Raw genomic sequence first — 13,347 nt, forward strand, 5'->3', positions numbered from 1 at the left:
GGGCCCCCCCCGGGGGCCGCGGGGCCGCCGCGGCCCCCCGCCGGGCCGACGACGGCTCCCGCCGCGTCGACGACGGCTCCCGCCGGGCCCGTCGGCCGGCCGCCGGATCCCGGTCACCGGGTCGCCGGCCGACCGACCGGCCGGCTGTACGGCTCGCGCCGGCGCCGTCCGGGAACCCCCGACGAGCCGGCCCCGGTGGGCGAGGCGCGCCCGTCTGCCGGGCCGCCGCCCGAGCGGGAGCTGGAGCTACCGGCGCCCATCTGGGAACCAGAGCCACCGCAGGCTCGGCGGGCCACCCCACGGACCTTCCGACCGCAGCCCGCTCCGGCCCGGCCCGAGGTCGACCCGGCGCGACCCGGGCCCGAGCCGACCCGGTCCAGGGCTGACGCGACGCGACCCGGGCCCGAGCCGACCTGGTCCGCGCTCGACGCGGAGTCCGTCGGCCCGCAGGTGCCCGCGTCGCCGAACGGGGCGGCTCTTGTTCCGGACGAGCCGCAGCCGGCAACCCGGGACGATGAATTCCCGTTCTTCTGGCACGCCGACCCGCCGGCCATCCCCGACCCGCCGGCTGCCCGGGTCCGCCCCGACCAGCCGTCCGCTCCGAGCGATCCCGGGTCGCCGCCCGCAGCGGCCGGTCCCCGGCAGCCGACCGCGCCGACCGCTCCCGGCCGGCCGGCCGGCCTCCGGCAGCCGCCCACGTCGAACCATCCCGGGCAGCCGCCCACGTCGAACCGGCCCGGGCAGCCGGCCGCGCCGAACCGGCCCGGGCAGTCGGCGGGCCCCGGACAGCCGCCGGATGGACCACGGTCGGACCGGCCGACGTACGGCCCCGGCCGGTCGGGCGGGACCTCGTCCCGGGCGGCCCGCTGGGTCGCCGGCTGGCAGGCGATCCCCACCCCGCCGGTCGCCGCCTCGCGAGGCCGCCCGGTCGCGGTGCTGCGGCCGGTCGCCACCGGACGGGCCGGCGCCGCCACACCGCCCGGCGGTCCGCCCCCGGTCGCCGCCGCCCGGCCGGGTCGGGACCGGCGCCGGCCGTGGACCGGGCCGCTGGCGGTGCTGCTCGTGCTGTTCGGGATCTTCGCGACGGGCGCCGGGCTGGGCCGTACCGCCGGTCCGTTCGATCGGCTGACCAGTAACGGGGCGGCCGAGCGGGCCAAAGCGCCGGTACGCGACGAACCGGCCGGGTTGCCGGCGAGCCGACCGATCCGGCTCTCCGTGCCGGCGATCAAGGTGGCCGCGCCGGTCGGGGCGGTCGGGCAGGCGCCGGACGGCAGCATCGCGGTCCCGCCGCTGAGCCGGCACAACGAGACCGGCTGGTACGACCGCGGGCCCACCCCCGGCGAGCCGGGCCGGGCGATCATCGTCGGTCACGTGGACACCAAGAGCGGGCCGTCGGTCTTCTACGACCTGCGCCGGCTCAAGAAGGGGGACCGGATCGAGGTGACCCGGTCCGACCGCAGCGTCGTCGTCTTCCAGGTCGACTCGGTGGAGTACTTCCAGAAGAACCAGTTCCCCGCCGGCCGGGTGTACGGCGACCAGGGACCGCCCGGCCTGCGCCTGATCACCTGCGGTGGGGCCTGGGTCGGCGGCGGCACCGGCTACGCGGACAACGTGATCGCGTTCGCCTCGCTGGTGAGCAGCCGGCGACCCTGACCGCTCGGGGCGCCGTCGGCCGCGCGCTGCCGGGGCGTACGGAAGCGGCTCAGCCCTTGCCGGCGACCTGCTGGACCACCTCGAACTCCAGCAGCGTCGCCCCGGACGCCACCGGTCGCCGCTGCTCGCCGCCCTCGCCGCCGGCGTGCGCCGCGCGGGACGGCCCGTCCGCCCAGGCCCGGTACGCCTCCTCGCTCTCCCAGCGGGTGTAGACGAAGTACCGGCTCTCACCGGCCACCGGACGCAGCAGCTCGAAGCCGAGGAAGCCGGGGGAGTTCTCCACCGCGCCGGCCCGGGCGGCGAACCGGCGCTCCAGCTCCTCGCCGGCTCCGGGCGGGACGTCGATCGCGTTGATCTTCACGACTGCCATGGTTCCCACCCTAGACTCGACCGGCTCCGGACCGTACGGGGCCGCTCAGAGCGGCTCGACGGCCGGCACCAGATCGGCGTCGACCACGATCGGCGCGTGGTCGGAGGGCCCCTTGCCCTTGCGGGCCTCCCGGTCGACGTACGCGGAGCGGACCGCGCGGGTGACCGGGGCCGAGGCGTACACCAGGTCGATCCGCATGCCCTTGTTCTGGTGGAACATGCCGGCCCGGTAGTCCCAGTAGGTGTACGGGTGCGGTCCCTTCATCGGCGTGGGCACCACGTCGTCGAGGCCGAGGTCGCGCAGCGCGGCGAGGGCGGCCCGCTCGGCCGGGGTGACGTGGGTGGAGTTCCGGAACACCGCCGGGTCCCACACGTCAGCGTCGGTGGGGGCGACGTTGAAATCGCCGCAGACGGCCACCGGCAGCGGGCCGGCCAGTTCCGGCTCCAGCGCGTCGCGCAGCGCCGCGAACCAGGCCAGCTTGTACGCGTAGTGCGGATCGTCCGGCGCCCGGCCGTTCGGCACGTACACCGACCAGACCCGCAGCCCGTCGCAGGTGGCGGAGATGGCGCGGGCCTCCGGCTCGGGGAACCCGGGCTCGCCGGCGAATCCGACGGTCACGTCGGAGAGCCCGACCCGGGACAGGATCGCCACCCCGTTCCACCGGCCGTCGCTGTGGCTGGCCGCCGTGTAGCCCAGCTCGCCCACCTCGGCGACCGGGAACGCGCCGTCGGGGCACTTGGTCTCCTGGAGGCAGACCACGTCCGGCGCGGTGGCGTCGAGCCACTCCAGCAGCCGGGGCAGGCGGGCCTTCACCGAGTTCACGTTCCACGTCGCCAGGCGCATGGTGCCAAGCCTGCCGCATCGCCGCCCGCACCGCCCGGCGGGAGGTAAGGAGGGGCCCCTTGTTAACAGACGTCTGTTAACAAGGGGCCCCTCCTTACCGCTGTCAGCTGCCCGGGGTGTCGTTCGGGCGGGTCTGCTCGGCGAGGAAGCGTTCCAGTTCGGCGCCGAGCTCGTCGGCGGTGGGCAGCGGCCCGGTCTCGGCGGCGAGCAGGTTCTTCTCGCCGCGCCCGCGGGCGAACGCGTCGTACTGCTCCTCCAGGGCCTGCACCAGTTGGGCGGCGTCGTCGGTCTGGGCGACCTGCCGGTCGATCTCGACCCGGACCACCTCGGCGGCCGCGCGCAGCCCGTCGTGCGGCAGCAGCAGGCCGGTGCTGCGGGACACGGAGCTGAGCAGCATCTCCGCGGCGGCCGGGTACTCGGCCTGGGCCACGTAGTGCGGCACGTGGGCGGCGAAGCCGAGCGCGTCGCGGCCCTGCTCGCCGAGCCGGAACTCCAGCAGGTGACCGACGCTGCCCGGCACCTGGACCCGCTGCAGCCACGGTTCGTAGCCGGCGATCAGCTCCGGGCGGGTGGCGTGCGCGGTGACCCCGGTGGGCCGGGTGTGCGGCACGGCCATCGGGATCGAGTTGAGCCCGACGGTGAGCCGGACGTCCAGCCGCGCGGCGAGGCCGGCGACGGCGGCGGTGAACCGCTCCCACTGCAGGTCCGGCTCCGGGCCGGTGAGCAGCAGGAACGGGGTCTCGTCGTCGTCGTGCAGCACATGCAGCGCGAGCTCCGGCGCGTCGTAGTGCTCCCAGTGGTCCTCGACGAAGGTCATCACCGGGCGGCGGGAGCGGTAGTCGAAGAGCTGGTCCACGTCGAAGGTGGCGATCGGGCGCGCCTCCAGGGAGCTGAGCAGCTGCTCCCGGGCCAGCCGGGTGGCGTTGCCCGCGTCGACGAAGCCGGTCAGGGCCTGGATCAGCACGGGCTGGCCGAGATCGGGCAGATCGTCGGAGAGCTGGTAGAGCTCGTGTGGGTCGAGCACCGGTAGGGACCTCCTGGGGAACGCGCGTACGGGCGCCGCGAGGGAACGGCACCCGGTTCGGGGAACCACCCGTAATCCTGATCCATTCCATCCGGCGAGGAATCACCGGCCGGGGGGTGGCGAACGGCCGGCTCGCGGGCGGTGGGACGACGTACCATCGGCTGACCACCCCATCGCCGGCTCGGCCGTACGGTGGAGGTGGCCGATCTTGCCGGGGGCGGTGGCCGGCTGCGTGCTTCCTGCCCGCGGCCCTGCGGCCCGTCCGGCGTGACCGATGGGCCCGTTGCGCGTGGTATCGCCGCCGCCCGCCGCCGCCGGTCGCGTTTGCCCTGGTAGCGGGGGGTTGATTGTGACCACCGCCACGTGATCACCGAGCGTGATCATGCGGATCGCCGCCTAGCCTCGTCGGATGCGTGACGACGGCACCCTCGACGACCAGTTCGCCCCCGAAGGTACGACTGGCCAATCGGACGACACCCCCTCGTCCGATCGGACCGGCGCTTCCCGTGACCCCCGCCCTGGCCGGCTCCTCGGCCGCCGCTTCTCCCGTACCCGTCCGGCCGACCCGGCTAACCTCGCCGCCGCGACGCCCGCCCGAGGCCGGACGCGGGCCCGGGTGGCCCTGGCCACCGGCGTGGTCTGCTGCCTCGGGGCGGCCAGCTTCGTCCAGTTCGGCGGCGGCCTCACCGACACGGTGAACCGGGTGGTCGGGGTCGCCGAGCAGGCCGACCTGGCGGAGCGGGCCGCCGCCGAGCCGGCCTCGCGCGGCCTGGAGCGGGCCGAGGTCGTCGTGCCGCCCACCGCCGCGCCGTCGGCCGGCGCCACCCCCACTCCCGCCGCGTCGCCCAGCAAGAAGCCGGCGGCCAAGAAGCCGGTCAAGCCCAAGGCCAAGCCGAAGCCCAAGCCCAAGCCGAAGCCCAGGCCGAAGCCGGTCCTGGTGGACGCGGCCCCGGTGGCCGGCCTGGACCGGACCCAGATGGCCAACGCCAAGCACATCGTGCGGGCCGCGAAGAAGATGGGCGTGCCGCGGCGGGCGATGGTGATCGCGGTGGCCACCGCGATGCAGGAGAGCACCCTGCTCAACTACGCCAGTGGCGTGCTGCCCGAGTCGCAGAACTACGCGTACGAGGCGATCGGCTGGGACCACGACTCGGTCGGCCTGTTCCAGCAGCGGCCCAGCAGCGGCTGGGGCACGGTCGAACAGTTGATGGACCCCGAGTACGCCACCCAGGCGTTCCTCGCCGTACTGCTGGAGATCCCGGGCTGGCAGGACCTGCCGCTGACCATCGCGGCCCAGACCGTCCAGGTCTCCGCGTTCCCCGACGCCTACGCGCAGTGGGAGTGGGCGGCCGACGAGGTGGTCCGGGCGATCTACCCGACGGCGGTCTGACCCGCGCGCCACTGTGGATGCTTGCCGGTGGACCCGCTGGGGTACATCTGAGGACAAGCAACCCACCGGAGGTCGACATGTCAGCACTGGTGCGGCGGATCAGCGCGTTCCTGCGCTCGCCCCGCGGGCAGCAACTCGTCGAGCGCGGCCGGCGCGAGCTGGGCCGGCCGGAGAACCAGGCCAAGCTGCGCCGGCTGGCCACCCGGCTGAACGGCCGCCGGCGCTGACGCCGACCGCCGCGGCCCCGCCGCCCCTCGACCTCCGGGAGCAACCGTGACCGACCCCACGCCCCTGGACGGGCCGCCCACCCCCACGCCGCCCGTGCCCGGCCAGCCACTTCCCGGCGGCGGGGACGGCGCTGAGGCGCCGCCCGCGACGCTCTGGGACCGGATGCGCGAGGATCCGCAGTACGCCCCGGAGCACCTGGCCCTGGAGGCGGTGCGCCGGCTCGGACCGGAGGCCGCGCGCTGGGCCGACCGGGCCCGCGCCGATCGGCCCGGGGCGTCCGCCGAGGAGCTGGCCGAGCAGGCCGTCCGACGGTTCGTCAACCGGGCCCGGCTCTCCGGCGCGGTGTCCGGCGCCGCCGGCCTGCCCGGCGCGGTGATCGACGTGGGCGTGCTGGCCTGGACCCAGGCCCGGATGGTGCTGCACATCGCGGCGGCGTACGGGGTGGATCCGGAGCACCCGGACCGGGCCACCGACCTGCTGGTGTTGCAGAAGGTGCACAAGGTGGCGGAGAGCGCCCGACTCGCCCTCGGCGTGGCCGCCGGGCGGGAGCGCGCCGGTGCCCTCTTCGGCGCGGGCGGGCAGACCCCGCTGGGCCGGGCCATGCTCCGGCTGGGCGTACGGCTGGCGCAGATGGCCGGGGTGCGCGCCGTCAAGCGGGTGGCCGCCAAGGTGGTCCCCGGCGCCGCGATCGTCCTCGGCACCTGGGCCAACTCGTCCGCCACCAAGGCGCTCGCCGACCGCTCCCGCAGTCACTACCGCACCCCGCCCACCGTCCCCGAGCCCCGCTCGTCCTGACCGGCCCGCCCCGCCGGGCCGGCCTGCGGCGACCCGCCGGCGCTGAGGGCTTGGCGTGCGGTGTGGGCTCGGCGTGCGGCGACCGGCCCGGCGTTGAGCGTCAGGCGTGCGGTGCGGGCTCGGCCGGCGTGGCGGGCGGGCTCAGTCGGCGTAGCCGGCGGTGGGCCAGGAGACCTCGGCGAGGCGGCGCTGGCCCGCCGCGTTGGGGTGGAACCAGTCCAGCCGGTTGACCAGGTCCAGCGAGAACCGCACCCGGTGCACCGCGCCGCCGTCGTACCGGCAGCGCGACCCGTACGCCTTGCAGGCCGCCCGCAACTGCGTGTTGTAGGCGTCGATCCGCTGCCGGAAGCTCGCTCGGCGGGCCACCGCCGTGGGCGCGGTCGAGGTGGGGTCGGCCAGCAGGGCGGGGCAGACGCCGTACCGCCAGGCCCGGACCGCCCGGGGCTCGGTGTGCCCGATCTGCCAGAGCCGGTGCAGGTCCGGGATGCTGACCACCAGCACCCGCGCCTTCGGCCGGCCCTTGCGCAGCACCCGCAGGCCGCGGTCCACCTCGTCGCGGAACGTGGCGACGGGGGTCATCTGGTCGATCCGGCCCCGGCAGGCGTCGTTGGCCCCGATCAGCACGGTGACGTAGTCGGCGCGGTCGCGTACCGCCGCCTCGGCCTGGCCGGCGAGCGCCGCGGCCCGGGCGCCCGGCGCGGCGTGGTTGCGGGCCCGGCCGCGCAGCGCCGGGTCGAGTTCCTCCAGCCGTTGGTAGTGGCTGTCCACCCGCAGGCCGTCCCCGGTGGACCAGGAGTTCCGCTCGCACGCGGTGAGCACCAGGCAGGACCCGAAACCGGCGGTGATCGAGTCGCCGAGCGCGGCCATCGCGGCCGGCAGGCCGGGACGCGGGTTGTCCCGGGTCGGCCGGGGAGCCGCCTGGCCGCCCTCGCAGGCCAGCGCCACCAGGGCGGCCAGGCAGGCGACGGCGGCGACCCAGCGTCGAGGCATGACCACCCCAGTTTCGACGGCGCAGCGCAACGGCGCGGTAACTCTATGCGCTCGGCGCGGGGGATCGGAGGACTGCTGTCGGGTTTCAGGCAATCATGCCCATGGATCGATGAACTGTGCTAACGGGTTCGCCACGGCGCCGGCTGGCCGTGCAGCCACCAGTGCAGCGCCCGGGTGATCCGGGGCAGCACCAGATAGGTCATCAGCGGGGTGAGGCAGAGCGTCATGATCAGCGTACGGACCGCCAGCGGCACGTCGGCGATGAACCGGGCGGTGAGCAGGGTCGCCGTCAGGCTGAGCGGGAAGAACGCCAGCCAGATCGTCACCGCCTGCTTCCACCGCGGCGGAGCGGCCGGGGTTGCCGCTGCGGTGCCGACCGGCGCCTCCACCGCCCGGTCCGCCGGCGGGTCGAACCACCCCTCGATGCCGGTACGCCGCTCGACGCGGGTGTGCTCGACCATGCCCTGCGCGGAGGTCAGCCACCAGGTCCGCTGCGGCGACTCCTCCCAGCGGCGCAGCGTCTCGTCGTCGGCGAACCGGTAGAGCATGTGCCAGTCCGGCGAGCCGGGAGCGCTGCGCACCCAGCCCACCCCGAGGAAGCCGGGGAAGCTCTCCGCCAGCGCGCTGCCCGCCCGCATCCAGGCGATCATCTCGTGGGCGCGCGCCGGGTCGGCCCGTCGGGCGATCGCGACGGTCACCGGCGCCGCCTGGGTCGTGGTCATGTCCCTCATCCTTCCCGCCCGCCGCCGGTGACCCCCCGGCGCGACGACGGGGTGTAACGCAACGCACCGGGCGTGCCATACCGGCCGGTGGCCGGGCTCACGACCGGGGTGGCGTCCGGCGAATCGTCGGCCGTGCCCGGTTAGGGCGGTCGGTGCCGGGGTAGCCCGAAGGAATGACGAGATCGCAACCCCGGCGGGCCCGGGGCACCGTCGGCCACGCGTACAGCGCGCTGAACCTGCGCCTGGCGCTGGCGGCGTTCGGTCTGGTCACCATGACGCTCTTCGCCGTACTGGCGTTCCGGGCGGAGGTGGTGTGGCTGGGCGTCGTCTGCGCGCTGTTCGCCGTGGTCGCGGCGGTCGACCTGGTGGTCATCCAGCGCCGCCGCGCGGCCCGCCGCCGCGAGGAGCCGGGCACGAAGCACTCACTCTTCGAGTGACAGGAGTACGAGACATGCCCATCGCCACCACCAATCCCGCCACCGGACAGGTGCTCAAGACGTACGACCCGATGTCGGACGAGCAGGTCGACGCCGCGATCGAGCGGGCGGACCTGGCGTTCCGGCAGTTGCGCGACACCAGCTTCGCCCAGCGCGCCCGGTGGCTGACCGCCGCCGCCGACCTGCTCGACGCCGAGCGCGACGCCACCGCCCGGCTGATGACCACCGAGATGGGCAAGACGTACGCGGCCGCGCAGGCCGAGGTGACCAAGTGCGCCACCGCCTGCCGGTTCTACGCCGCCAACGCGGAGCGGATGCTGGCCGACGAGCCGGCCGACGCGCCGGCGGTGAAGGCGACGCGGGCCTTCGTCCGCTACCAGCCGATCGGCCCGGTGCTCGCGGTGATGCCGTGGAACTTCCCGCTGTGGCAGGTGATGCGGTTCGCCGCGCCCGCGTTGATGGCCGGCAACACCGGCCTGCTCAAGCACGCCTCCAACGTGCCGCAGACCGCGCTCTACCTGGAGGATCTGTTCCGCCGGGCGGGCTTCCCGGAGGGCGCCTTCAGCACCCTGCTGGTGGGCTCCGACGTGGTGGACCGGATCCTCGCCGACCCGCGGGTGCGGGCCGCCACCCTGACCGGCAGCGAGGCCGCCGGGCGTTCCATCGCGGCCAGCGCCGGCCGGGAGCTGAAGAAGACCGTGCTGGAACTGGGCGGCAGCGACCCGTTCGTGGTGATGCCCTCGGCCGACCTGGACAAGGCCGCCGAGGTGGCCACCACCGCCCGCTGCCAGAACAACGGCCAGTCCTGCATCGCGGCCAAGCGGTTCATCGTGCACACCGACGTCTTCGACGCCTTCGCCGAGAAGTTCGCCGCCCGGATGTCCGCGCTGCGCGTCGGCGACCCGATGGACTCCGGCACCGACGTCGGCCCGCTGGCCAGCGAGCGCGGCCGGGACGACGTGCACGCCCAGGTGCAGGACGCCGTCGACAACGGCGCGACCGTGCTCTGCGGCGGCGAGAAGCCGGCCGGCGACGGCTGGTTCTATCCGCCGACGGTGGTCACCGACCTGAAGCCCGGGATGCGGATGTGGTCCGAGGAGGTCTTCGGCCCGGTCGCCGGCCTCTACCGGGCGGCCTCCTACGACGAGGCGATCGAGATCGCCAACGGCACCAACTTCGGCCTGGGCTCCAACGCCTGGACCGAGGACCCGGCCGAGCAGGAGCGGTTCGCCACCGACCTGGACGCCGGCAACGTCTTCATCAACGGCATGACCACGTCCTATCCGGAGCTGCCCTTCGGCGGGGTGAAGAACTCCGGGTACGGCCGAGAGCTGTCCGCCGTGGGCATGCGGGAGTTCTGCAACACCAAGACGGTGTGGATCGGCGCGGGTGAGGCCGGCGCGGGTGCCGGCGCGCACGCCGAATAGCGGCGCTCAGCCGCCAGCGGCTGTTAAGCGGGGCCCCCTGCTATGCAGAATGCGTTAACAGGGGGCCCCTGCTTACATCCGGGCCGGCGTGGGTAGGAATTCCGCCCATGACGGTGTTCGGCTTTCACGCGTCCCATGAGCAGATCCACCCCGCCAAGCTGCTGGAGGCGGTGATCCACGCCGAGCGGGCCGGCTTCGGCGCCGCCATGTCCTCGGACCACTTCTCCCCGTGGAGCACCCGGCAGGGCCAGTCCGGCTTCGCCTGGTCCTGGCTCGGCGCCGCCCTCCAGGCCACCAACCTCTCCTTCGGCGTGGTCAACGCCCCCGGGCAGCGGTACCACCCGGCGATCATCGCCCAGGCGATCGGCACCCTCGGCGCGATGTACCCGGGCCGGTTCTGGGCCGCGCTGGGCTCCGGCGAGGCCAGCAACGAGCACATCACCGGCGACGCCTGGCCCCGCAAGGAGCTGCGCAACGCCCGGCTGCGCGAGTGCGTCGACGTGATCCGGGCGCTGCTGGCCGGCGAGGAGGTCAGCCACGACGGCCTGGTCCGGGTGGACCGGGCGAGGCTGTGGACCCGGCCCGAGGAGCCGCCCGCGCTGATCGGCGCGGCGGTCAGCGTCGAGACGGCCCGCTGGGTCGCCGACTGGGCGGACGGGCTGATCACCGTCAACGCGCCGATCCCGCACCTGAAGCAGATGATCGAGGCGTACCGGGAGGCCGGCGGGCGCGGCCCGCTGCACCTCCAGGTGCACGTCAGCTGGGCGCCCGAGCAGGCCGAGGCCGAGTCCATCGCGTACGAGCAGTGGCGCAGCAACGTCTTCCCGCCGCCGATCTGCTGGGACCTGGACACCGCCGAGCACTTCGACGTGGTCAGCGAGCAGGTGCCGATGGAGAAGGTCACCTCCACCGTCAACGTCTCCGCCGACCTGGGCCGGCACGTGGGCTGGCTGGAGGAGTACCTGGCGCTGGGCTTCGACCAGATCGCCCTGCACCACGTCGGGCAGGAGCAGCGGGCGTTCATCGACGCCTTCGGCGCCGAGGTGCTGCCGAAACTGCGTTCCGCCGGATGATCGGCTCGACTCAGTCCAGCCGGCGGGCGAGCACCTGGCCCGGCCAGGGTTCGTGGCCCGGCCGCTCGACGGTGAACGGGTCGGTGGCGGTGAAGCCGCAGCGCTCGTAGAACCGCACCAGCGCCCGGTCGTCGCCGGCGTAGCAGTCCACCCGCAGCAGCCCGACGCCCCGCTCCCGGGCCAACTCGGCGGCCTGCGCCAGCAGCCGCGCGCCGATCCCCAGCCCGGCGTGCGCCCGGTCGCTGACCAGCAGGTTCACGTACAGCTCCGGCTCGCTGGCCGGCGGCACGTACGCCATGGCCGGGCCGACCACCAGCGCGCCGACCGGCCGGCCGTCGAGTTCGGCCAGCCACAGCCCGCCGCCAGCGGCGTACTCGTCGGCCTGGGCGACCCGGCGCGGGTTGGTCGACGCGAGCTCGGTGCCCCACTGGCCGGTGCGGCCGCGCGCCACCAGCCAGGTGGTCGCGTCGTCGAGCAGGCGCAGCACGGCCGGCGCGTCGGCCGGTCCGCCGGGCCGCAGGGCGATGGTTGGCTTGTCGGTCATGGTCGACATGCTGCCACTCTGGCCCGGCGCGGCGCGTCCCACCCGCTGCGGCCCGTCCCGCCCGCGCCGCCGACTTCAGCGTCCGGTTGACCCCGCACCACCGGCCGACGGCCCCGCCGCGTCCGGCGCGGCGGCAGGAACCTCGCGGACCAGCGTCGCCACCGCGCCGCCCGGCGGGCTCAGCCGACGGTCGCCCGCTCCCACGGGCCGGCACCCGCACCGACGCCATCCCCGCCGCCGTGGCGGCCCGGATGCCCAGCTCGGTGTCCTCGAACACCAGGCAGTCCAATGGGTCCACCCCGAGTTGCCGCGCGGCCAGCAGGAACGCGTCCGGGGCGGGCTTGGGCCGGGGGTAGTCCCCGGCGCAGACCAGCACGTCGAAGCGGTCGAGCAGGCCCAGCGTGCTCAGCGAGGCGGTCACGCCGGCCCGGGTGCTGCCGGAGACCACCGCGAACGGGACCCGCCCGTGGTCGGCCTCAATGTGCGCCAGCACCTCGGGCACGGCGGTCAGTTTCGGCAGGGCGGCCTCGTACAGCGCCTCCTGGCGACGGACCACCGCGTCGACCGGCATGGCCAGCCCGTACCGCTCGTTGAGGGTGGCGACGATGTCGGTGATCGGCCGGCCGCCCCAGGCGTAGAACAGCTCCTCGGGGAACTCGCAGCCCCACTCGCCCAGCGCGGCGCACCACGCCGTGTAGTGCAGCGGCATCGAGTCGGCGATGGTGCCGTCGCAGTCGAACAGGTACGCGCGGAACTCGCCCGCCGGCAGGGGGATGGCCATGAGTGCAGGCTAGGGGAGTGGTGAGCCGCCGTCACCACGCGTGTCCCCGGAGGCGGACAGCGGGCGGCCGAGGAAGAGCCCACCCGTGCCGGCGGTAAATGTCGTGCCGGCTGCATCCGCCGTGGATCCGGTCGGCGAAGTCCCTCATGGAACACCACCCGTCAACCCGTACGGAAGGACAGCCACCATGAGGAAGATCGGGTACGCCGGCGCGGTCGCCGCCGCGTTCGTCGCCAGCCTCGCCGTCGCCGCCCCGGCCTCGGCCGCGCCGGTCAACGCCGGGGCGGCCTGCGCGCAGGCCGGACTCGGCACGTTGAAGAGCCTGGGCCTGCTCCAGGCCGCCGCGCAGCGGAAGATCGACTACTCCACGTTGGCCGACCCGGTGAACGGGCCGATCTTCGCCGCCCTGCCGGCCGGGTCGTACCTGTCGCTGGGCCAGGTGGTGAAGCTGCACCACACCAACCCGGAGCTGTTCGCCTGGTGCTGACCCGGCGACCGGCCGCCCGGAGCTGACGGCCGGATCTCGGGCGGGCGCCCGAAAGCGCCCGATCGGTGGAAAGGGTGGTCTCCCCGACCCGAGGGGAGACCACCCTTTGCTGTGTTCGGACAGTCACAGTCGTGTCCAATTCACGAGCTTTCGTGAGTAAAACTCCTCGCTGACGGTTATGGCCATTGACTCGTCGCCAGCCAGCAGATAATTTGCGTCAGGTAATTGCCGCCCGGCAATTACCTGCGGGGGAGCTGGTCCGGTGGTGACGTGTGTGTGTTCGCCCGCGGTAACGGCGGCGCGATGACGGCGGCCTTGGTAGTGGCCGCCGTCCTCTTCTATTTCGTGGTGTTGGCGGTCTCGGCGTTCACCCGGGCCGTCGATCGGGTCAACCGTGATCTGGCCGTGCTGGCCGAGCTTCGGGCTAGCGCGGATTCGACCGAAACCAACTGTTCGCACGACGTTCCTTGCCTGTCTGACGGCTGATTCTGTCCGCGTCCGCCTCGCGGCGGCGCTGATTTCGCCTGCCCCGCAGTGGGCGATTCGGGTATGGCAGTTGTCCGGCGGAAACAGGTCCGCCGGA

15 protein-coding genes and 1 pseudogene are annotated in these 13,347 nt (G+C 74.4%); 9 read left to right on the forward strand and 7 right to left on the reverse strand.

The genetic code is table 11. The annotated features are described in order from the left end of the window. Positions 1-1,047: 1,047 nt before the first annotated feature. Positions 1,048-1,653, forward strand: a complete 606-nt coding sequence (locus K7640_RS28155; RefSeq protein WP_222958012.1) for a class F sortase — start codon at positions 1,048-1,050, stop codon at positions 1,651-1,653. 49 nt (positions 1,654-1,702) lie between these two features. Here K7640_RS28155 and K7640_RS28160 read toward each other — a convergent pair whose 3' ends face one another. The 3 genes from K7640_RS28160 to K7640_RS28170 form a co-directional block, all read right to left on the reverse strand. Continuing rightward, the gene (locus K7640_RS28160) at positions 1,703-2,023 is read right to left on the reverse strand and encodes an antibiotic biosynthesis monooxygenase (protein ID WP_222957964.1); all 321 of its coding nucleotides are present in this window, start codon (positions 2,021-2,023) and stop codon (positions 1,703-1,705) included. 45 nt (positions 2,024-2,068) lie between these two features. After that, positions 2,069-2,866 (reverse strand): exodeoxyribonuclease III, encoded by a 798-nt coding sequence (locus K7640_RS28165; RefSeq protein ID WP_222957965.1) that lies wholly within the window; start codon positions 2,864-2,866, stop codon positions 2,069-2,071. A gap of 103 nt (positions 2,867-2,969) precedes the next feature. Beyond that, positions 2,970-3,890 (reverse strand): proteasome assembly chaperone family protein, encoded by a 921-nt coding sequence (locus tag K7640_RS28170; protein WP_222957966.1) that lies wholly within the window; start codon positions 3,888-3,890, stop codon positions 2,970-2,972. Between the two features lie 409 nt (positions 3,891-4,299). On the opposite strand from K7640_RS28170, the gene K7640_RS28175 reads away from it, so the two are divergent. The 3 genes from K7640_RS28175 to K7640_RS28185 all read left to right on the forward strand — a co-directional run bounded on the left by K7640_RS28175 (position 4,300) and on the right by K7640_RS28185 (position 6,303). Then, on the forward strand, positions 4,300-5,280 hold the full coding sequence (locus K7640_RS28175; RefSeq protein ID WP_222957967.1) for a peptidase M23: 981 nt from the start codon (positions 4,300-4,302) through the stop codon (positions 5,278-5,280). A gap of 77 nt (positions 5,281-5,357) precedes the next feature. Continuing rightward, on the forward strand, positions 5,358-5,507 hold the full coding sequence (locus tag K7640_RS28180; RefSeq protein ID WP_222957968.1) for a hypothetical protein: 150 nt from the start codon (positions 5,358-5,360) through the stop codon (positions 5,505-5,507). A gap of 46 nt (positions 5,508-5,553) precedes the next feature. Next, positions 5,554-6,303, forward strand: a complete 750-nt coding sequence (locus tag K7640_RS28185) for an EcsC family protein (RefSeq protein WP_374198137.1) — start codon at positions 5,554-5,556, stop codon at positions 6,301-6,303. Positions 6,304-6,444: 141 nt separating this feature from the next. On the opposite strand, the gene K7640_RS28190 is transcribed toward K7640_RS28185, so the two are convergent. Both K7640_RS28190 and K7640_RS28195 read right to left on the reverse strand, forming a co-directional pair. After that, a complete protein-coding gene (locus K7640_RS28190; RefSeq protein WP_222957969.1) occupies positions 6,445-7,293 on the reverse strand; it encodes a GDSL-type esterase/lipase family protein in 849 nt (282 codons plus the stop codon). A 119-nt stretch (positions 7,294-7,412) separates the two neighbouring features. Continuing rightward, complete coding sequence (locus K7640_RS28195) at positions 7,413-8,015, reverse strand: antibiotic biosynthesis monooxygenase (RefSeq protein WP_222957970.1); 603 nt, start codon at positions 8,013-8,015, stop codon at positions 7,413-7,415. Positions 8,016-8,188: 173 nt separating this feature from the next. On the opposite strand from K7640_RS28195, the gene K7640_RS28200 reads away from it, so the two are divergent. The 3 genes from K7640_RS28200 to K7640_RS28210 all read left to right on the forward strand — a co-directional run bounded on the left by K7640_RS28200 (position 8,189) and on the right by K7640_RS28210 (position 10,952). Then, positions 8,189-8,452 (forward strand): DUF6343 family protein, encoded by a 264-nt coding sequence (locus K7640_RS28200; RefSeq protein WP_222957971.1) that lies wholly within the window; start codon positions 8,189-8,191, stop codon positions 8,450-8,452. A 14-nt stretch (positions 8,453-8,466) separates the two neighbouring features. Next, positions 8,467-9,879: an NADP-dependent succinic semialdehyde dehydrogenase gene (locus K7640_RS28205; protein WP_222957972.1), complete on the forward strand. Its 1,413-nt coding sequence runs from the start codon at positions 8,467-8,469 to the stop codon at positions 9,877-9,879. A 107-nt stretch (positions 9,880-9,986) separates the two neighbouring features. Further along, the gene (locus K7640_RS28210; RefSeq protein ID WP_222957973.1) at positions 9,987-10,952 is read left to right on the forward strand and encodes a TIGR03885 family FMN-dependent LLM class oxidoreductase; all 966 of its coding nucleotides are present in this window, start codon (positions 9,987-9,989) and stop codon (positions 10,950-10,952) included. 10 nt (positions 10,953-10,962) lie between these two features. Here K7640_RS28210 and K7640_RS28215 read toward each other — a convergent pair whose 3' ends face one another. Both K7640_RS28215 and K7640_RS28220 read right to left on the reverse strand, forming a co-directional pair. Next, positions 10,963-11,496 (reverse strand): GNAT family N-acetyltransferase, encoded by a 534-nt coding sequence (locus tag K7640_RS28215; RefSeq protein ID WP_222957974.1) that lies wholly within the window; start codon positions 11,494-11,496, stop codon positions 10,963-10,965. Between the two features lie 271 nt (positions 11,497-11,767). Beyond that, a pseudogene (locus K7640_RS28220) lies at positions 11,768-12,277 on the reverse strand (HAD family hydrolase); the annotation flags it as partial. 187 nt (positions 12,278-12,464) lie between these two features. On the opposite strand from K7640_RS28220, the gene K7640_RS28225 reads away from it, so the two are divergent. Then, positions 12,465-12,764: a hypothetical protein gene (locus K7640_RS28225; protein ID WP_222957975.1), complete on the forward strand. Its 300-nt coding sequence runs from the start codon at positions 12,465-12,467 to the stop codon at positions 12,762-12,764. A gap of 270 nt (positions 12,765-13,034) precedes the next feature. Then, positions 13,035-13,250 carry a hypothetical protein gene (locus K7640_RS28230; RefSeq protein WP_222957976.1) on the forward strand — a complete coding sequence of 72 codons (216 nt, stop codon included), beginning with the start codon at positions 13,035-13,037 and terminating at the stop codon, positions 13,248-13,250. Positions 13,251-13,347: the final 97 nt, after the last annotated feature.

Source organism: Micromonospora sp. PLK6-60 (genome assembly GCF_019890675.1).
Lineage (GTDB): Bacteria > Actinomycetota > Actinomycetes > Mycobacteriales > Micromonosporaceae > Micromonospora.